Origin of the sequence: Streptomyces sp. NPDC015346 (assembly GCF_043078785.1) — a bacterium.
Taxonomy (GTDB): Bacteria; Actinomycetota; Actinomycetes; order Streptomycetales; family Streptomycetaceae; genus Streptomyces.
Genome location: NZ_JBIBTW010000001.1, coordinates 786,330 through 804,197 on the forward strand (window position 1 = coordinate 786,330; position 17,868 = coordinate 804,197).

Below are 17,868 nucleotides of genomic sequence, written 5' to 3' on the forward strand. Positions count from 1 at the left end.
CGTCACAGTCCCAGGCTCGTTCGGGCGTTGGCCCACGCTTCGGTGCAGTGCCGGGCCGTTTCACCTTGGGCCTGCGCGGCGGTGAACAGCCGGTCGATGTGCGGTTCGGTGAGGCACCCGCACCGGCCGTGTGCGGACAGCACCGCGAGGAACGTCCGGTACACGGTCGCGTGGACCTGGGTGCGTGCCTCGGTGATGCGCTGCTCCGCCATGGCGATGCCACGCTCCAGGAACACGGGCGAACGGTGAGGGCACTGCCCGTCACCGGCTGGCGCGGACACGGCGGACCGCACGGGCCGGACGACGGCGGACGCCTTGACGACCAGAGCTCGGACGACTGACGGCAGCGGAGCCATGATGCCGGTTCCGGTCCCGAGCCATCGGGCGTAGGACATGGACGACTTGATGTCCACGCCAGGGCGCACGGCGTTAGCGGAGCGCATCGTGCCCCGGTAGATCCAGTGCTCGCCCCGCGTCGTCGCGACGGTGCGGGTCGGTGGCAGGTTCTCGCGGGCCCACGCGATGGCGTCGGCGTCGTCCAGGTCGACCACCGTCACCCCGGCGCCGCCCGGGTGGTAGGCGACCGTCTCGGCCCGGCTCCACGCGACTGCCCAGGCCGGGGAGGAGAGGACGTCGCGGTCGGTCGTGGCGGCGGCCCACCCGTGGCATGGGCGGGGGCAGGCGCAGTTCCCCGCGGCTTTCATGTTCGGCCGGCCGCTGCACGCGTTGTCCGCGCAGGTGCGGCAGTTGCCGAACGGGACCTTCCCGGCGCGAAGCGGTAGCACCGGCAAGGCGCCGGCCGCCAGGTGCAGGGCGATGTCGAGGGGATGATCGGTCCGGACGTCTCGCCGGACGAGGGTCGGATGAGTCATGCTGGGTGTCTCCAGTTCTCTTGTTCAGCGCTGGATGTGAGGGCGGCCCCGGACTTTGGCGAGACGGGGGCCGCCCTTGTCGTTGTTAGAGGTTGGGGATGGCCTGGACGACGGCCGTGGTGAGCTGGTTGATGGGTTCGGCGGCGCCGGTGGAGGCGAGGAAGAACCCGAACCCTGCGGCGGTGAACGCGGCGCCGGGGGTGAGGCTGTGGGAGCGCAGGAGGAAGAACAGGACGAGCCCGAACAGGGCGACGAGCGAGACCGTGATGGCCATGCCGAAACTCCCTTGATCACTGGGTGAGGTGGGTGGGTAGGCTGCGCGGGGCCCCGGGTGCTCGCAAGCTTGGGGACATGGACCGGTGGTCGTGCTGGCGAGCCCTTGCTCTTGAGCGAGTCCGCGACTAGGTGGGCGGCCACCGGTCCCACGACGCGGCTCAGCGGGTGCCGGCCTGGTGGACGGCGCGGCTGTGGTTGGAGAGGCGGCGGCCGAGGCGGAGGCGCTTGCCGTGGCCCTTGCAGCGGCGGCAGGGCTTGGCCCGCTTGGGGCGGCCCTTGCAGTCGAGGACGTGCTTGTAGCCGAGGCCCCGGCATGTGCGGCAGGGGCCGAACGGCGACGCGGCACACAACAGTGCGTAACCGGCGAGGGTGGCTACCAGGAGCAGGGTGCTAGCGGCGAGCATGGGTGGTCACTCCCTCTCAGGGGCTGTTTCCGGGGGTTTTCGCAGGTGGGCTGCTAGACGCTAGTGCGCAGGTCAGGGCCAGGTTTGGTTGCTAGCGGGGCTGCTAGACCTAGCGGGCGCGGGTGCTAGGTCTAGCAGTGGTGCTGGGGTCAGGCGGCGGCCCTGTCGGCGTTACGGCGTGTGATGGCGGCGGTGATGTCGGCGCGTTCGATGCCGCGTCGGTTGGCGCCCTTGCCGTCGTCGGTCTGGCCCCAGACCTGGCCGGGCTTGATGCCCCAGGGCTTGAGTGCGGCGGTGACGTTCTCGCCCTTCCACCCGGCGTAGGTGTTGGGGCGGAGCTCGGCGAGACGCTGCGCGATCCGCTCGCACCACACGGCCTTCTCGCCGTCGGGGATGACGTCGAGGACGTCGGCGAGGATGTCGCTGCCGGTGGTTTTGTCGGGGCCCTTGCCGATGGCGTGGCCGGTGACGTTGCCGTACTCCTCGCGGGCCTGGCGGGCGCGGGCGACGACCTGCTCGGCGGCGACGGCGTCGACGAACGCGGAGGCGACGATGCGGGGGTCGTCGCCCTCGCCGGCCATCCAGCAGATGCCACGGTCGGAGCGGGAGAACATCGTGGCCCGGTATCCCGACTTGTACATCGACGTGCCCAGCACCATGTCGTTGGCGGGCTGGCCCATGACCTTCAGGCAGAACCGCAGCACGGCGTTCGCGGAGATGCCGGTCGGCAGCGACTTGGCGTCGGGCCGCTGGGTGCCGAACATGCCGACGATCCCGAGCGCGGGGCCGCGCTTGACGAGGTCGGTGCAGATGGCCTCGATCTCCTTGCCGTACTCCTCGTGCTCGAAGGGCACCTGGCACTCGTCGAACCCGACCACGATCGGGTGCAGCCCGAGCGACTTGTCGTTGGCGAGGGCCGGGGTGACCTTCGACTCCGGGCAGCGGGAGCGGGGCAGGGACTTGATGACCTTCGCCCGCCTGCGCAGCTCCTCTTTCAGCTCCCGCAGTGCGGCGACGACGTATTCGATGTCCTCGTCTTCCTCGCCGGCGCGGTAGCGGTGGCAGACCGGCTCCAGGGCGCCGAAGTCACCGGTGCCTTTGAAGTCGAACGCGTGGATCTCCGCGCGGGGGTCGAGAGCGGCGATGAGCAGGAGCAGCCGCATGAGGAACGTCTTGCCCATGCGGGGGATGGAGCCGACGACGATCGCGGCGAACATGAGGGTCACCGTCACGTCCCGCATTCGCTGGTCGTTGCCGAACACGACCGGCTTGAACAGGTCGACCGTGCCCGTCTTCAGCAGCGGCCAGGCCGGTTTCGTGGTCTCGTTCATCGGCTTGTCCCCGACCCAGAGCACCAGGCGTCCTTCGTGCTGCTCGGGGTCAGGGGAGGGCCACACGCAGCCGGTCTTGCGGCGAAGGCCGGAGGCCAGCGGTTTGCGGGCCTCCATGATGTCCTCGGGCGTCACACCGTAGGGAAGGTCCAGGTCGGCCCGGTATCCGGGCCCGTCACGGACGATCTCGGAGACGAACCTGAGGCCGTTCATGTCGCCGCCCTTCTTGATGGCGGCGGAGATCTTTGCGTTGCCGATCGAGTCCAGGCCGCGCAGCACGATCGACCCGGTGAGCTTCTGTACCTCGGTCTTCAGCACCGCAGGGCCGACGACCGGGGCGTCGGGCTGCTGACCGGCGAAGCCCAGCAGGAGGACTCCGCCGGCGGCGAACGCGTACAGGTAGGCGGGGGCGATGACGTAGAGCCAGAGAGCGAACCCGGCGCCGAACACGGCCGCGACCAGCGTCACCAGCCCGCGAAGCCGGATGCGTCCGGCCCGCAGCTTCGCCAGGCGCATGTACTCCTCGACGTCCTCGGTCCGCACCGCGTAGTCCCGCAACGGTGCGGCCTCGCGGTCCCACACCCACCGGTTGGTGGAGGCGATGAACCGGCACGCTCCCCGCGGTGACGTCAGCGCGAGGCGTCCGGCGTAGACCGGCAGGCGCACCCCGTGGAACAGGGCCGCATAGCCGAGGTTGGCGCCCGCGTGGCGGGTGGTGGCGAGGAAGTCGCGCCGGTTGGTCAGCCACCCGGCGAGGACCGGCTTGCGCTTCTCGATGGTCACCTTCGGCTCCGGCAGAGCCGGATTGTCCACGGCCACGGGTGCGGTGGGGGTCTCTTCGTCGATGTCGGGCACGGGCCGCAGGTGGGCGGCCATGGTGTTCTCGGTCATGCTGGTCTCCTGCTGCTGCTCGGTAAGGGTGGCGGTGCAGGGCCCGGGGCGGTCGGGATGCTTGGCGGCTGTCGACCGCCCCGGGGCACAGCTACTTGCGCTTCTTGGCGTCGCTCTCGGCCCGCTTACGGGCCTTGTCGATGACCCGCTCGACCTTCCGTTCCAGGTCGCCCTGGTGGACGGTCTCGCTGGCGATGGAGCGCTTGGCCATACGGGCGACGTAGTACGCGACCTTGGCGGTCTCACCGGCCGTCAGCTTCGGGTCACGGGTGTTCGCCATCACTTGGCCTCCGCCTTCTGCTCGTTGGTCTCGGTGATGGCGGCGGCGGTGGCGAGCTGGGCCCAGACGGCCGCCTGCTCGACGACGGCGGGGCTGAGGTCGAGGTGGTGCTGACTGGTCAGGAGCTGTTCGGCACGCTCGCGGTACTGGGTGCTGTCCACAGCAGTGGGTCCCTTCTGGGGCCGGGCTGTCCGGCTCCCCACCCGCCCCGGCACGTCCCGGGGCGGACAGGCAGCCGTCAGCGACGGCGGCGGGCCCTGCGGACCGTCTTCGCGGCGACCTTGCTGTCGCTGCCGCCGACCGTCTTCACGACCGTGGTGACGACCCAGGTGAGGGCGACGGCGAGGAACGCGAGGATGGCGAGGTTGGCGGCGATCGCGGTGAGCGCGCCGACGAGGAGGGGGCCGAAGTAGACTCCGGCGGCGACCGCGCCGGCGCCGACACCGGAGCCGAGCGCGATGCGCTGCACCGTGCGGTCCGGCGGCGCCTGGTGGATGTGCTGATGGACCACCTGCGGGGTGGTGGTCGGCTGGTGGATGGCGAGCAGGTGGTCGGCGTAGGTGTACGTGCCGTCCGGGAGCCTCACGACGGGCGCGGGTTCGGGCAGATTGTTCACGGGTTCTCCCTGGTCAGAGGGGCCGCTAGAGTCGCGGCCATGGGGGAGCAGCAGACGCGTGTGAAGCGGTGCAAGCAGTGCCACCGGCCGCTCGGCGAGCGCCGGTGGGGGCGTCCGAAGCGGTTCTGTCGCCGGTGGCACCGGGTGAGGTACTGGCTGGAGGAGCTGGCAGACCTCGTTTGGAGCTGACCGGTCATGCCGGTCAGGAAGCGGCGGCGGCGGGGTAGGCGCAGGGGGTGCACATGCCGAGCGAGGCGGGGGATGCGATACCCGGCGTCTCGGCGGCTACAGTCGCGGCCATGGAGGATCAGCGCGGCTGGATGACAGGGCAGTCCGTGGCCGTGTGGCTTCTGGAGGAGTTCGACCGGTCCACAGGCGCGTACCGGGGCCGTCACCGGTTGGCGGGGCTATCGGATGCAGAGGTTCGGTCCTGGGTTGAACTGGAACGACTCGATGGGGACCTTTACGACGTCCCCGACCGGGTCTTGACGGACATCCCGCGCAGGTACGGGATCCCCGTATTTCCGGAGCGGATCGAGTACCTGATCAGCCGTGAAGCGGGTCCAACCGCCTGACCGGTGCCCATCAGGCGGCCACGCGCTTCCATGCGGCTCGCAGCCGGACTTCCGAGGCCGAGTGGCCGGCCGCGCGAAAGCGGGTGGCCATCTCCCGGTAGGACAGTGCCGGGTTCTCACTGTGACGGATCTGGTCGACCAGCGCGTCGAGCGTTTCGTTGGTGAGGGCGGGAGCCGCGTCCAGGGCGAGCGCCACGGGTTCGGTGGGGCCCCAGACCGGCAAGTCCCAGGTGGGTGTGACGCCGGGCGTGACGCGGGTCGTCACGCTGGTCAGCGCCCGTCCGGTGTCCTCGCCGTCCCGGGCCGTCTCCAGCGTCGACCACGCCCGGGAGAGCGTCTGTGCCGTCTTGGCCTGGACGCGTGCGACGCGGGCACCGGCCTGCGTCACGGCCGTCAGCCGGGTCTCCTCGGTGGCGGCCTCGGCCCGCAGCCGGGCGCGGGCCACGGCCGCTTCGTCCCGGGCTTCCTGCTGGATTCCGCGGATCGCTCCCAGAGCTCCCGGGGTGAGTGCGGTGCGCTCCCACAGCCCGTGCACCAGCCAGAGCGCCTTCGCGGCAACGGGCAGCCACGCGACGGCCAGCCACGCGCCGGTGGACTCCTCGGCGGTGAGCGCGTGGGCGACCAGGACACCGGTGGCGACTAGACCGAAGCACCAGCCGACGATCGTGACGCCGTTCGACCGGTCGCCCTGCGCGGCCAGGCGACGTTCGTAGGCGAGGGTGGCCAGCCACCCGCCGTCGATGCCGAGGCCGACGACCAGGGCGACCGGCCACGGCATCGCCGTGCCCAGCCACATCACGACGACAGCCAGGGTCAGCACCATGGACACCGCCGTCATCGCGACGGCGGGCAGCACAGTCTTAGCGTTCATGCCGCGCCCCCCGGCACGCTCAGCCCGCCAGCGGTGCGGTTCGTCAGGTCACGCCGCGCGGCCAGCACCCGGTTCCGGGCCCGGCGCACACGGCGCGTGTCCAGCTCGGTGGCCGGCCGGTCGATGGTCATGATCTGCGCGTCGAGCAGGTCGACCTCCGCCAGGATCAGCGGCATCTCGGTATCGATCGCGTCCAGCTCCGCGTCCGACGGCTCACCGTCGAACGGGGTGGCCGTAACAGCGGCCTGAAGTGCAGCGATGGACTTCATTGGGTCGTGTTCCCTTCCAAGAGAGCGGCCCGAACCGAGCCCCCGGAGTTACCGCTCCGGGGGCTCACGCCGTAGAACCAGGAATCTCCGGCTCCCCTCAGCCCCGCCCGTACGGGCCCCGCGAGGGGCCGGACGGGCGGAGGAGGCAACCGGCCGCAGCCGTGGGCTGCGGAGAGGTTGAGTGCGCGGACCTTCGCCGCGCCGACCGCCTTATCGAGGAGGCGGCGGCCTCATCTCTCATCACGCTGTTCAGTTCTCAAGCACCGATCGCTTCCTTCAAGCCGTTTAACGGGCTCTCCGGGCATCACCGGAAATGGCAAGGGAGGGTTACCACCCGAGCGATCCGGTAGCCCTCCTGTTAAGGGGGGGTTGCCACAGAGCATGGCGGCGGCTGGCGCTTGATGTCAAGCCCCCCTTAACATGGGTGCTGGAAGTACTTCACTGAGCCGATACGCGAGGCGGGACATTGATCGAGGAAGTTCGACGGGTCTCGGCGATGCAGGACCATGCCCTGCGAGTCAAGGCCGCTGCTGACCTCATGACAGAGCTGCAATCGGCTGTCATCGAGACCTCACGCATGCGCAAGGAGAGCATCGCGTGGTTGAGGAAGAACGGTCACTCCATGGCCGACGTAGCGAAGCTCATGGGAGTTAGTCGCGCCCGAGTTGCCCAACTCCGGGACGCCGGCCCGCCGCCGGAGCGGGCATTCCTCGGGACGCAGAGCGTCCAGGTGGCCGTACCGCTACGCCCCGGAGAGCGGGAGTACGTGGCAGTGGAAGACAGCTCCACGGGACAGAAGATGCTGGCCTTGGCGCATAGCCTCCAACTTGACGGAGAGCTCCAGTACATCCCGGTCTCAGGAGAACTCGACCTGAACCGCGAGGACCTGGTCGTCGTCTGTGGGCCGAAGACGTCTGCTGCCGCTGCGGCCGCGCTCAGCTTGGACCCGCGGCTCTCGTTCGAGACCCTGACCGACGGGCGGTGGGCTCTCGTGGAGCGAGAGAGCGGCACGGTGTACACCTCGCCGAGCGACGACCCGAACGACGCGACCCCGGCAGACGTGGCCTACCTGGGAAGGCTTCCTCGGCCGGACGGGCAGGGAACGTTCCTCCTCATCGCGGGTGTTCACGCTGTCGGGTCACTGGGCGTGGCCCACTACCTGAACGAAAACCTCGCCTCTCTCTATGAGCAGGCGGGTACTTCCCCCTTCTCGATGGTCGTTGCGTGCGACTACACGCCTGGGGACAAGTCGGTGAAGGCGAGCCGATCAGCGAGCGGTGTGCTGCTGCACGAGGCTGCCTGACATGTTCGTCTCGGCCTTCAGCAGCGCTTGCCCCGGGCGGGCCAACGAGGATTTCGCGATCTGGGATGACGACGTAGTCGTACTCCTGGACGGCGCCGGGATGCCCAACGAGCTGCGGTCACCATGCATCCACGGCGTCTCCTGGTTCGCCAGGACGTTGGGGGTGGCACTGTGCTCCGCTGCGAGTAGCAGCGACACGCTCCCGGAGGCCCTCGCCTCGGCGATCGTGCACACGGCAGAACTGCACCGCGACACGTGCGCCGTCGACGATCCGCTGTCTCCCTCGGCAACGCTCGCGATGCTTCGAGTACGCGGAGACGTCGTGGAATGGCTGGTGTTGGGGGACTGCACCCTCTTGCTCGACGACGGGCGTTCGGTGGAAGGGATCTCAGATAACCGATTGGCAGCGGTGGCTCGGGAGGAGCGGTCTGCCATGAAGGCCGCGCTGCCGGATACCGCTGAGCGCCGGCAGCTCCACGCCCATCTAGTGGAGACGGAGCGAGCGCTCCGGAACCACCCAGGGGGCTACTGGGTAGCGGCGGCAGATCCACAAGCCGCCAGCGCCGCCCTGCACGGTTCCTACCCGAGAGGCGACGTGGCCCGTGCCGCGCTCCTGACGGATGGTGCGGCACGGCTGACAACCACTTTCGCCGCGGCAGATTGGGCGGAGTGCCTCGACCTCCTCGAACACCAAGGGCCGGAGCCGTTGATCAGCCGGGTGCGTGAACTAGAGCTGAGTGACATCTCCACAACCCGCTGGCCACGCAGCAAGCCACATGACGACGCGACTGCGGTCTTCCTGCGCCCCTAGAGCAACCGTGATCCTTCGTGACGCGCGGTCTTAGTTTCTCTACTTCATCAAGGCACTCGCCGCGCACGGCGCGGCGCGTGCGGCCCGTCGCCCGGGCCGCCGCTTCTGTCTCCGCCCCGCTCAGGCCCGACCGCCGGCCGCACGCCTGACAGCTCGGGTTGATGGGTGGTGAACCACAATGTGGCCCGGCCGAGTAGGCAAGGCGCGGGTCAGCGAAATGCCTCCGGCGGTGGCGCGAGCGGCTCCGGGAGGGAGGGGGCTCCGTGCGCGGGTGCCGGCCGCGGATGGTTGAGGCGAGGAACTCCCATCCGGTCTGCCGTCGGCCCAGGACAAGCCCAGCAGACACGGCACCGGGCGTCCAGGTGGAGCGCCCCACTGGACGAACGACCTGGACGCCTGGCACCGCGCCCGCTTTACGTACGTGTGGGTCGACGGCAGACGGGATGGGAGCTGGGACGAGTCGTGAGCGGGTCGCCCCGCCTCGCTCTTTTCCGGGGTTCTTGCCCCGCGAGCCCCCAACGAACCTTAACCTGGCTAGGCGCCAGAAGAGGAAGGCGAGCAAAAAGCACCCTTCAGGAGGATAACGGAATGGCCGACCCCACCGAGTTGATGCTGGCCGACCTCTCGAATTCTTATGAAGACACGAAAGTTTCGAATGCCTTCCTCCGTCTATATGTGAGTGATCCTCAATTCGGTCGCGCCTGTGCCAGCCTTCACGAACGGCTAAACGAGCATTTCGAATCCATCAACGACAGGGCGGAGACGACCCGCCACTACTGGGCCGAGCAAAGCAGGGAAATGCTCGCGCTCATCAAGGAAGTCACCAACTTTCTTGATTCTCTCAAGCATGCCGGAATGCAGGTGCACCTCGCAGAGTCCTATGCTGGTGCTGTAAGGAGCTGCCAGTCTTGGCTGGTGCGCAGCGGGGGCAGTGCAATCCCGGACGACTTCAAGCAAATTGCAATCATCAAATACGAGCCAATTTTCTCTCATTCAGAAACCGAGATCAAACTGAAAAAATCCAGCCAGCGCACCCAGCTACAGCTGATAGGTGAAGGCTCGTACGCCAAGGTGTTCTCGTTCGTCGACCCTGACTACGGAATCAAATTCGCTGTAAAGCGCGCCAACAAGGACATGAGCGAACGGGATCTTCATCGATTCCAGCAAGAGTTCGAGATTCTCAAGCGCCTTAGGTTCCCGTACATAGTTGAGGTATTCCAGTACGACGCGACTCGCAATGAATACCTAATGGAGTTTTGCGAGTCTACGCTCCGCAAGTACATCAAGAAGCGCAACAGTACATTGCCATTTTCGTCGCGGAAGAGAATTGCGCTGCAATTCCTGTACGGCGTAAATTACATCCACAGCGAAGGCCTACTTCACCGCGATGTCAGCCTCCAAAACGTTCTGGTGAAGACCTTCAATGGCGGGGCTGTCCTTGTAAAGCTGTCGGACTTCGGCCTCACCAAGGATAAGAATTCCGAGTTCACGCGAACAAAGACAGAGATGCGAGGAACCTATCGGGACCCCCTCCTTGCGAACTTCAAGGACTATGGCGTACGCAATGAAATCTACTCGATCGGTTGGGTGCTTTCCTATATCTTCACTGGGAGAGAGGCTCTGATGTCCCAAGATGATGCGCCGAGTCAGATCGTGCGGAAATGTGCGGCGCATGACGTCGCCCATCGCTATGGGAGCGTGCGCGAACTAATTGGTGACGTCGAGAGGCTGGAATCCACTCCGCCGCCCACGGACGCTCCGGCATAACACCTAGGGGTGAAGCCCTCGGCATCCCACCCGGCGCGAGGACCGATCGAACTTACGCGTAACGGCTCCCGCTACGTGTCCTGGACGCCGTGGGTTGGGCACGTGACGGCCTGTGCGAACGGTCAGTATGACGAAGCAGGCACAACCCGTCGGCAGCAATGACGGGTTGTGCTGTCCCAGGCGAAGTGAAAGTTTCTCTACCTCACCCAGGAACCCGCTGCGCACGGCGCGGCGCGTGAGGCCCGTCGTCCGGGCCGCCGCTCCTGTCTCCGCCGCGTTCCGGCCCGACCGCCGGCCGCACGCCTGACGGCTCGGGTGATGTTTGCGAACCCCTCTGTGGCTGGGACGGTCGGCTCGACGGCTTCAGGGAGCCACTTTGGGGCGAGCCTCTAAGATCATGGCCCCAACTTCGTGCTTTACCGGGCGCGTCAATTCTCCATCCGGCGAGAGATCCAGCGATCCAATCGGCCAGTGCTATTTTCCGCGGCGATGTATTCGCCCGTCGGTAGAATTGCCAACTGGCATTCCTTCGCGATGAGCTTCAGGCTCTGCAAAGATGAGGCGACAAGGCGGGTTTTCAGCAGGCGGTCGCGAACATCATTGAATGCCACGCCGCGCGACTCTAGCCATGACATGATCTCAGGGTCATCGCTACGGACGTCCTTCCCTTGGTGCAGCCGTGTGAGCAAAACAAATTCCTCGTACCCAATGAACTCCGGACTCCATTGTTTCATTGTGGGGGTCGCGTCGAGGGTCTCGTTATCCGCATCATGCGTTTGAACTGCCCAGCCGCTTCTTCCGTCGACGCGGACAGCGCGAAAGCTCAGGAGAGTTCTGCCGACCTCAGTTTCAAGATCCTCCCCCCATGCTTCACCGCCAAGTCCGTACATCTCATCCAGGCGTGTCCAAATAAACTCTAGAAGCAATCTCAGCGGGTTTTCTGGTGTAGAAAAGTAGAATGGCCACCACCCGTCAACCAGGGGTGTCATGAAGGGTCGCCCGTTGGCCTTGACGAGAGAGTATCCACCCGACACGATCAATTGAGGGAAATTGGCCGGACCGAATCCAGTAATCCCAACATTTCGCTCAAGGTAGTCCACCATTGACAATCGGAACGCCCGCTCGCTCTTGAATCCGTGAATCCCGAGAATGACCCGAATCGCAGAAACTTGCTCTAGGAGGAGCGTTTGAAGCAGGGCGTCATCTTCGTAGGAGAGTTTGACAGGCCTCTCCCCATCCCAAGCTATTCTCCCGGTCATCTCTGCAAACGTTCTAACCGACGGAGTCATGTTTTGGTCAGGGCCGTCCGGCTCCTCGTCTGCGCCTTGATAGTAGGCGTTCTCAATCTCGCTGACTGTATTGAGCTGAGTGAACGCATCGCGAAGCTCGGTTGAGTGAAGATTCTTCTTAACTTCGACGACGGCAATGATGTCTTTGATGTGCCATACGTATGAATCGGTATATGGAATCTTCTCTCCCTCGCCCCGCACCACCATACAATCAAGTTGGCCGGAAAGGTGTCCGCGGCCATCGCGAGCAAATCCGGATACCACTCGCAGCCCCAATCCATCCGGAAGGGCGCGATTTAGTATGTCGGAAGACAATCCCTCGTACATGTCTCCAATCGTCGGAGCATGCTTTACGGGGGCATTGTCGAGTTTAGGTAGCTCTTCTCGGATGATGCTCGAAAGAAGGTCGGCAAGCGTGCGAATCACTGGGCCTCGCTTGTGGGTGCGTCAGTTCGGCTTGGTAGAGAGACAGGATGCCTCAGCGCCCCTCCGGTATACGGCGAAACGACGCAAGGGCCCTCCTGCGAAGAAGAGGGGAGGCCGGTGCAGGCGGCCGGCGGACCTGGGCAGCGGTCAGTGCTGGCGCGCAGCGGAGGTCGCAGGAGACCGACGACGGTCGGGCGGGAGGATGGCAAGTGCGGGGCCGTCTGTGGGCCGTCCGAGGGCCGCCGTAAGCCGCCGATGCCCACCACTGGCCACCGGTCGGGCAGCGTTCTCACGTGCAGCTCTCGGGATCGTTCCAAGTGGCCCTGGCGGCGCTTCACTTCCTCCGCAACAAGAAGCAGGAGTGGGAGGAGTACCGCTCCGAGGTGACGGCCTTCGAGCTGCGCAAGAACCTTCCTGTGCTCTGACGCCCGCCTGGGAAACTCCGTTGACGGTCCGTCGGGGCCCACGGAGACTGCGCCGATGGAGACTGTACGCAATCCCGAGACCCTCGCCCCGGTGACGACCGAGCGGCTGCTGTTGCATCCGCTCGGCGCCGTCGAGGCCGGGCGGATCGCCGCCAGAGAGCCCGGGGCGGGGGACCGGTGGGCCGAGGGGTATCCCGGGGACGCGGATGTGGCCGTGGCGGGGCGGGTGCTCGACCGGGTCGCCGCGCAGGGGGGTCCCGGGGTGTTCGGGGCGTACGAGATACGGCGGCGGGCGGACGGGGTCGCCGTCGGCGGGATCGGGTTTCACGGGCCGCCGGACGAGGAGTGGTACGTCACGGTCGGGTACGGGCTCGTCCCCGGCGCACGCGGGCGGGGGTACGCCACAGAGGCGCTGCGCGCGCTCCTCGCGTACGCGCGAGAGCAGGGGATCGCCGGGGCCAAGGGCGACGCCGACCTGGGGAACGTGGCGTCGCAGCATGTGATGGAGGCGGCCGGGATGCGGTACGCGGGGGAGGACGAGCGGGTCCGGTGTTACCGGGTGGAGTTCGCCCCGGCGACCTGACCGACCCGCCCCCTCCGGGGCCTGGGCTCAGCGCTCGGACAGCTCCGACGGGGCCTCCTGGACGACCCAGCCGTTGCCGTCCGGGTCCTCGAAGGACATGAAGGAGTTCCAGGTCTCGCCCTTGCCGTCCTCCCAGCCGTTCTCGCCCACGTGGCGGATCGGGGTGACGTCCACGCCCCGGTCCAGCAGCTCGCGGCGGGCCGCCTCGATGTCCGTGACGCAGAGCTGGAGGCCGTGCAGGGACCCCGGCGCCATCTCCTTCGTCCCCGGCATCGTCGGCATGCCGCTGAGCATCGCGATCGAACAGCGCGAGCCGGGCGGCGTCGCCTGGATGATGCGCGTCCCGGGCGCGACCTCGTCGTCCAGGTCGATCTTGAAGCCGCACTTGTCGCCGTAGAACTCCTTCGCCCGGTCCATGTCGGTGACGGGGACGGGGACGACTTCGAGTGTCCAGTTCATAGGGAAGGTCTCCTCAGAAACGCCAGCGGGTCTGGCCGAAGCGCTCGCCTTTGGCGAACCCGAACGCCGTACGGGGTGCCACCGCGAACACCAGGGCGGTCCCACCGTCGCCCACGAACGCGCCGTCGCGCACCTCGAAACGCCAAACCTCTCCGTACTTCTCCACGTAGGCGTCCGCCAGCGCCCGCAGCCGCTCCTCGTCGGTCACCTGAACGGCCTCGCCCTCGACGACCAGGTCGAAGCCCTCGGAGAGCCGGTTCGTGCCCGTGGTGAGCGCCACCCGCCGGTTCGCCGCCAGGTTGCGCGCCTTGCGCTCGTCAGGCCCGGTGCAGAAGTGCAGCGCGCCGTCCGACCAGATCGCGACCAGGGGCGTGACGTGCGGGCGGCCGTCCGGGCGGACGGTGGTCAGCCAGAAGACCTCGGCCGCGGCGAGCCGGGCGACGGCCTCCGACCAGTTGGCGGCAGCGGCCTCCGGATCGCTGTAGCGGGGATCCAGCGCGGTCTCGGTGGGCATGACGGCTCCTCTCGTCAGGTGTCGACACTCGAGGCGGGAGGTGTCGATATCAGGACAGACTCCGCCCGGGGCCGGGACTCATCGGTCCCGGCGCGCCGGGACCGACGGCCCGCGGCTCCCCGAGGCGACCCTGTCAGCCGCTCCGGATAGGCTCGATCGCGGAACGTGGACGGCGGAGGGAACGGTGGAGGGAGCGGCGGAATGACGGGGCCCGGGCGCAGGAGCAGTACCTTCTCGCGGCTGCTGCGGCACGGGTTCACCGATCCGTCCGCCGCCGAGCGGCTGCTCGCCGTCCCCGAGCTGACCGCGCTGCGCGGCGACTCCATGCTCCTCGACGCGCTCGGCGCCACGGCCGACCCCGACCTCGCCCTGCGCGGCCTGGTCCGGCTGGTCGAGGCCCAGCCCGAGGCCGAGCGCCAGGCCCTCACCGGCACGCTCCTCGCCGCCAAGCCCTTCCGCGACCGGCTCCTCGGGGTCCTCGGCGCCTCCGAGGCGCTCGCCGACCACCTGGCCCGGCACCCCAAGGACTGGCAGGCCCTCGTCACGTACGAGGCGGCCGACCTGCACCCCGGGGTCGCCGAGTTCGAGCGCGGCCTCGCGGACGCCACCGACCCGATCTCGCTGCGGGTCGCCTACCGCCGCTGCCTCCTCGCCATAGCCGCCAGGGACGTCTGCGGCACCACCGATGTCGCCCAGGCCGCCGCCGAACTCGCCGACCTCGCCACCGCCACCCTGCGCGCCGCCCTCGCCATCGCCCGCCGCGCGGCCCCCGACGACGCCGCGCAGTGCCGGCTCGCCGTCATCGCCATGGGCAAGTGCGGCGGCCACGAGCTCAACTACGTCTCCGACGTGGACGTCATCTTCGTCGCCGAGCCGGCCGAAGAGGCCGTCGGCCGGGACGGGGACGAGGGCAAGGCGCTCCAGGCCGCGACCCGCCTCGCCTCCCACCTCATGCGGATTTGCTCGGAGACCACCGTCGAGGGCACGATCTGGCCCGTCGACGCAAACCTCCGCCCGGAGGGCCGCAACGGGCCGTTGGTGCGCACGCTCTCCTCCCATCTCGCCTACTACCAGCGCTGGGCCAAGACCTGGGAGTTCCAGGCCCTGCTCAAGGCACGGGCCGTGGCCGGGGATCCGCAGCTGGGCGCCGACTACATCGACGCCGTCTCCCCGCTGGTCTGGCAGGCCGCCGAGCGCGAGAACTTCGTCCCCGACGTCCAGAAGATGCGCCGCCGGGTCGTCGACAACATCCCGGCCGCCCAGGTCGAGCGGGAGCTCAAGCTCGGCCCCGGCGGGCTGCGCGACGTCGAATTCGCCGTACAGCTCCTGCAGTTGGTGCACGGCAGGAGCGATGCCACCCTGCACAGCGGCACCACCCTCGACGCCCTCAGGTCGCTCGCCGCCGGTGGCTACGTCGGCCGCGTCGACGCCGCCCAGCTCGACGAGGCGTACCGCTTCCTGCGCGCCATGGAGCACCGCATCCAGCTCTACCGGCTGCGCCGCACCCACCTCGTCCCCGAGGACGAGAGCGATCTGCGCCGCCTCGGCCGCTCGCTCGGCCTGCGCACCGATCCGGTCGCCGAGCTCAACAGGGAGTGGAAGCGGCACGCCTCCGTCGTCCGCCGACTGCACGAGAAGATCTTCTACCGGCCGCTGCTCGACGCCGTCGCGCAGCTCACCCCCGGCGAGACCCGGCTCAGCCCCAAGGCCGCCGGGCAGCGGCTCGAAGCGCTCGGTTACGCCGATCCCGTCGCCGCCCTGCGCCACCTGGAGGCGCTCGCCTCCGGGGTCACCCGGAAGGCCGCGATCCAGCGGACGCTGCTGCCGGTGCTGCTCGGCTGGTTCGCCGACTCCGCCGACCCGGACGCCGGGCTGCTCGGCTTCCGCAAGGTGTCCGACGCGCTCGGCAAGACCCCCTGGTATTTGCGGCTGCTGCGCGACGAGGGCGCGGCGGCGGAGAACCTCGCCCGCGTCCTCTCCGCCGGCCGCCTCGCCCCCGACCTGCTGCTGCGCGCCCCCGAGGCGGTCGCCATCCTCGGCGCCCCGGAGGGTCTCGAACCGCGCGGCCGCGACCATCTGGAGCAGGAGATCCTCGCGGCGGTGGGCCGCGCAGACGGCGCCGAGCAGGCGGTCGCGGCGGCCCGCGGCGTCCGGCGCCGTGAGCTGTTCCGTACGGCGGCGGCCGACATCATCGGCTCGTACGGTACGGAGGACAGCCCCCGCGAGCTCGACCCGGGCGCGCTGGTCGACCGGGTGGGCCGGGCCCTCACGGCCCTCAACGCGGCCACGATCGCGGGCGCGTTGCGCGCCGCCGTGCGCGCAGACTGGGGCGACACGCTGCCGACCCGGTTCGCGGTCATCGGCATGGGCCGCTTCGGCGGGCACGAGCTGGGGTACGGCTCCGACGCGGACGTCCTGTTCGTGCACGAGCCGCGCGAGGGCGTCGACGAGCAGGAGGCGGCCCGGGCCGCGAACCGCGTCGTCGCCGAGATGCGGCGACTGCTCCAAGTGCCCACGGCCGACCCGCCGTTGATGATCGACGCCGATCTGCGCCCGGAGGGCAAGAGCGGCCCCCTGGTCCGTACGCTGGGGTCGTACGAGGCCTACTACCGCCGCTGGTCCCTGGTCTGGGAGAGCCAGGCGCTGCTGCGCGCCGAACACATGGCGGGGGACGCCGATCTGGGTCGGCGGTTCATCGAACTCGTCGCCCCGCTGCGTTACCCGGCCGAGGGCCTCGGCGAGGAGGCGGTCCGCGAGATCCGCCGCCTGAAGGCCCGGATGGAGACCGAGCGCCTGCCGCGCGGCGCCGACCCGACCCTCCACACCAAGCTGGGCCGGGGCGGACTGAGCGACGTGGAGTGGACGGTCCAGCTGCTCCAGATGCGCCACGGCTGGGCCGAGCCGGGCCTGCGCACGACCAGGACCCGCGAGGCCCTGGCCGCCGCCCACGCGGCCGGGCTGATCGCCACGGACGAGGCCCAGACTCTGGACGACGCCTGGGTCCTGGCGACCCGCGTCCGCAACGCGGTGATGCTGGTACGGGGCCGGCCCGGGGACACCTTCCCCTCCGACGGCCGCGAGCTGGCCGCCGTCGGGCGCTATCTCGGGTACGGGCCCGGCCGCGTCGGCGAGATGGTCGACGACTACCGCCGGATCACCCGCCGGGCCCGAGCGGTCGTGGACGACCTCTTCTACGGCTCCTGAGACCTCCTGCTGGAAAGCCGGGTCCCGGAGAGCCCTCAGTCGTCCAGCAGCCCCCGGCAGTACGCGAGGAACGCCTCGAGCGCCAGGTCGAACGCGGCGTCCGCCCGCGTGGGGCCGACCGCCGCCAGCGCCTCGGCCAGGCGCGGGGTCGTCGTCTCGTCCGGCAGCTCCCACATCGGCTCCGGCGCCGCCAGGTCGAGCGCCGAGCCGAGGACGAGGTTCTCCAGGGCCACGAGCACGGTCATGACCTCGGCGTTCCCGAACCCGGCCGCGAGGAGCCGCAGGACGGCCCGCTCGTACTGGGCGAGCACCTTCGGAGCCCGTACCGGCGAGGTCATCAGCATCGGGATCACCCGGGGGTGCGCGGCGAAGGCCGAGCGGTAGGAGCGCGCCCACGCCGCCATCGCCGCGTCCCAGGGCTCCAGGTCCAGGGTGTCGCCGTCGATCGCGTCGCAGACCCGCTCGCGCATCAGCTCGACGACACCGCCCCGGCCGTCCACGTGGTGATACAGCGAGCCGGTCTGCACGCCGAGCCGCCTGGCGATCTGCGGGACGCTGAACTCCCCCTGCTCGTCGACGATTTCGAGCGCCGTCGTGGTGATGCGCTGCCGGTCCAGCAAGGGGATCCGCGGCCGTCCCATGTCTCCGCTCTCTCTGTGAGGTCTTCCCGTACGCCGTGTCGGAGGCTACATTGCCGCAACC

General features: G+C 68.6%; 19 protein-coding genes and 1 pseudogene. 7 read left to right on the top strand and 13 right to left on the bottom strand.

Annotation, left to right across the window (positions count from 1 at the left end):
* Positions 1-2: 2 nt before the first annotated feature.
* The 7 genes from ACF06X_RS03570 to ACF06X_RS03600 form a co-directional block, all read right to left on the bottom strand.
* Positions 3-872 carry a bifunctional DNA primase/polymerase gene (locus tag ACF06X_RS03570; protein WP_392285501.1) on the bottom strand — a complete coding sequence of 290 codons (870 nt, stop codon included), beginning with the start codon at positions 870-872 and terminating at the stop codon, positions 3-5.
* Between the two features lie 85 nt (positions 873-957).
* The gene (locus ACF06X_RS03575; protein ID WP_392285502.1) at positions 958-1,146 is read right to left on the bottom strand and encodes a hypothetical protein; all 189 of its coding nucleotides are present in this window, start codon (positions 1,144-1,146) and stop codon (positions 958-960) included.
* A gap of 160 nt (positions 1,147-1,306) precedes the next feature.
* Positions 1,307-1,552 (bottom strand): hypothetical protein, encoded by a 246-nt coding sequence (locus ACF06X_RS03580; RefSeq protein WP_392285503.1) that lies wholly within the window; start codon positions 1,550-1,552, stop codon positions 1,307-1,309.
* A gap of 149 nt (positions 1,553-1,701) precedes the next feature.
* Positions 1,702-3,774 carry a cell division protein FtsK gene (locus ACF06X_RS03585; protein ID WP_392285504.1) on the bottom strand — a complete coding sequence of 691 codons (2,073 nt, stop codon included), beginning with the start codon at positions 3,772-3,774 and terminating at the stop codon, positions 1,702-1,704.
* A gap of 91 nt (positions 3,775-3,865) precedes the next feature.
* The gene (locus ACF06X_RS03590; RefSeq protein ID WP_392285505.1) at positions 3,866-4,054 is read right to left on the bottom strand and encodes a DUF6257 family protein; all 189 of its coding nucleotides are present in this window, start codon (positions 4,052-4,054) and stop codon (positions 3,866-3,868) included.
* A complete protein-coding gene (locus ACF06X_RS03595) occupies positions 4,054-4,215 on the bottom strand; it encodes a hypothetical protein (RefSeq protein ID WP_392285506.1) in 162 nt (53 codons plus the stop codon). The genes ACF06X_RS03590 and ACF06X_RS03595 overlap by 1 nt, the downstream gene beginning before the upstream one ends.
* 77 nt (positions 4,216-4,292) lie before the next feature.
* On the bottom strand, positions 4,293-4,670 hold the full coding sequence (locus ACF06X_RS03600) for a DUF6251 family protein (protein ID WP_392285507.1): 378 nt from the start codon (positions 4,668-4,670) through the stop codon (positions 4,293-4,295).
* Positions 4,671-4,969: 299 nt separating this feature from the next.
* Here ACF06X_RS03600 and ACF06X_RS03605 point away from each other — a divergent pair, with 299 nt between their 5' ends.
* Entirely contained in the window at positions 4,970-5,245 is a 276-nt protein-coding gene (locus ACF06X_RS03605; protein WP_392285508.1) for a hypothetical protein, read from the top strand.
* Positions 5,246-5,255: 10 nt separating this feature from the next.
* Here the strand turns inward: ACF06X_RS03605 and ACF06X_RS03610 are convergent, their stop codons facing one another.
* Both ACF06X_RS03610 and ACF06X_RS03615 read right to left on the bottom strand, forming a co-directional pair.
* Positions 5,256-6,116 carry a protein spdB gene (locus ACF06X_RS03610; protein ID WP_392285509.1) on the bottom strand — a complete coding sequence of 287 codons (861 nt, stop codon included), beginning with the start codon at positions 6,114-6,116 and terminating at the stop codon, positions 5,256-5,258.
* Positions 6,113-6,385: a DUF6284 family protein gene (locus ACF06X_RS03615; RefSeq protein WP_392285510.1), complete on the bottom strand. Its 273-nt coding sequence runs from the start codon at positions 6,383-6,385 to the stop codon at positions 6,113-6,115. The genes ACF06X_RS03610 and ACF06X_RS03615 overlap by 4 nt, the downstream gene beginning before the upstream one ends.
* Positions 6,386-6,851: 466 nt before the next feature.
* Here ACF06X_RS03615 and ACF06X_RS03620 point away from each other — a divergent pair, with 466 nt between their 5' ends.
* The 3 genes from ACF06X_RS03620 to ACF06X_RS03630 all read left to right on the top strand — a co-directional run bounded on the left by ACF06X_RS03620 (position 6,852) and on the right by ACF06X_RS03630 (position 10,266).
* On the top strand, positions 6,852-7,688 hold the full coding sequence (locus tag ACF06X_RS03620) for a sigma-70 family RNA polymerase sigma factor (RefSeq protein ID WP_392285511.1): 837 nt from the start codon (positions 6,852-6,854) through the stop codon (positions 7,686-7,688).
* Position 7,689: 1 nt separating this feature from the next.
* Complete coding sequence (locus ACF06X_RS03625; RefSeq protein ID WP_392285512.1) at positions 7,690-8,499, top strand: protein phosphatase 2C domain-containing protein; 810 nt, start codon at positions 7,690-7,692, stop codon at positions 8,497-8,499.
* A 588-nt stretch (positions 8,500-9,087) separates the two neighbouring features.
* Positions 9,088-10,266 carry a protein kinase family protein gene (locus ACF06X_RS03630; RefSeq protein ID WP_392285513.1) on the top strand — a complete coding sequence of 393 codons (1,179 nt, stop codon included), beginning with the start codon at positions 9,088-9,090 and terminating at the stop codon, positions 10,264-10,266.
* Positions 10,267-10,694: 428 nt separating this feature from the next.
* On the opposite strand, the gene ACF06X_RS03635 is transcribed toward ACF06X_RS03630, so the two are convergent.
* Complete coding sequence (locus tag ACF06X_RS03635; protein ID WP_392285514.1) at positions 10,695-11,981, bottom strand: DUF6602 domain-containing protein; 1,287 nt, start codon at positions 11,979-11,981, stop codon at positions 10,695-10,697.
* 338 nt (positions 11,982-12,319) lie between these two features.
* Between ACF06X_RS03635 and ACF06X_RS03640 the strand changes: the two are divergent.
* Together ACF06X_RS03640 and ACF06X_RS03645 are read left to right on the top strand one after the other, a co-directional pair.
* Positions 12,320-12,406: pseudogene (locus tag ACF06X_RS03640) on the top strand (glutamine synthetase); the annotation flags it as partial.
* 55 nt (positions 12,407-12,461) lie between these two features.
* Complete coding sequence (locus tag ACF06X_RS03645; protein WP_392285515.1) at positions 12,462-12,989, top strand: GNAT family N-acetyltransferase; 528 nt, start codon at positions 12,462-12,464, stop codon at positions 12,987-12,989.
* 27 nt (positions 12,990-13,016) lie between these two features.
* Here ACF06X_RS03645 and ACF06X_RS03650 read toward each other — a convergent pair whose 3' ends face one another.
* Together ACF06X_RS03650 and ACF06X_RS03655 are read right to left on the bottom strand one after the other, a co-directional pair.
* Positions 13,017-13,448 (bottom strand): VOC family protein, encoded by a 432-nt coding sequence (locus tag ACF06X_RS03650; RefSeq protein ID WP_392285516.1) that lies wholly within the window; start codon positions 13,446-13,448, stop codon positions 13,017-13,019.
* 13 nt (positions 13,449-13,461) lie between these two features.
* The gene (locus tag ACF06X_RS03655; RefSeq protein WP_392285517.1) at positions 13,462-13,962 is read right to left on the bottom strand and encodes a pyridoxamine 5'-phosphate oxidase family protein; all 501 of its coding nucleotides are present in this window, start codon (positions 13,960-13,962) and stop codon (positions 13,462-13,464) included.
* A gap of 201 nt (positions 13,963-14,163) precedes the next feature.
* Between ACF06X_RS03655 and ACF06X_RS03660 the strand changes: the two genes are divergently transcribed.
* The gene (locus tag ACF06X_RS03660) at positions 14,164-17,166 is read left to right on the top strand and encodes a bifunctional [glutamine synthetase] adenylyltransferase/[glutamine synthetase]-adenylyl-L-tyrosine phosphorylase (protein ID WP_392285518.1); all 3,003 of its coding nucleotides are present in this window, start codon (positions 14,164-14,166) and stop codon (positions 17,164-17,166) included.
* Positions 17,167-17,201: 35 nt separating this feature from the next.
* Here ACF06X_RS03660 and ACF06X_RS03665 read toward each other — a convergent pair whose 3' ends face one another.
* Positions 17,202-17,807, bottom strand: coding sequence for a TetR/AcrR family transcriptional regulator (locus ACF06X_RS03665; RefSeq protein WP_392285519.1), 606 nt, complete (start codon positions 17,805-17,807; stop codon positions 17,202-17,204).
* Between the last annotated feature and the right edge of the window lie 61 nt (positions 17,808-17,868).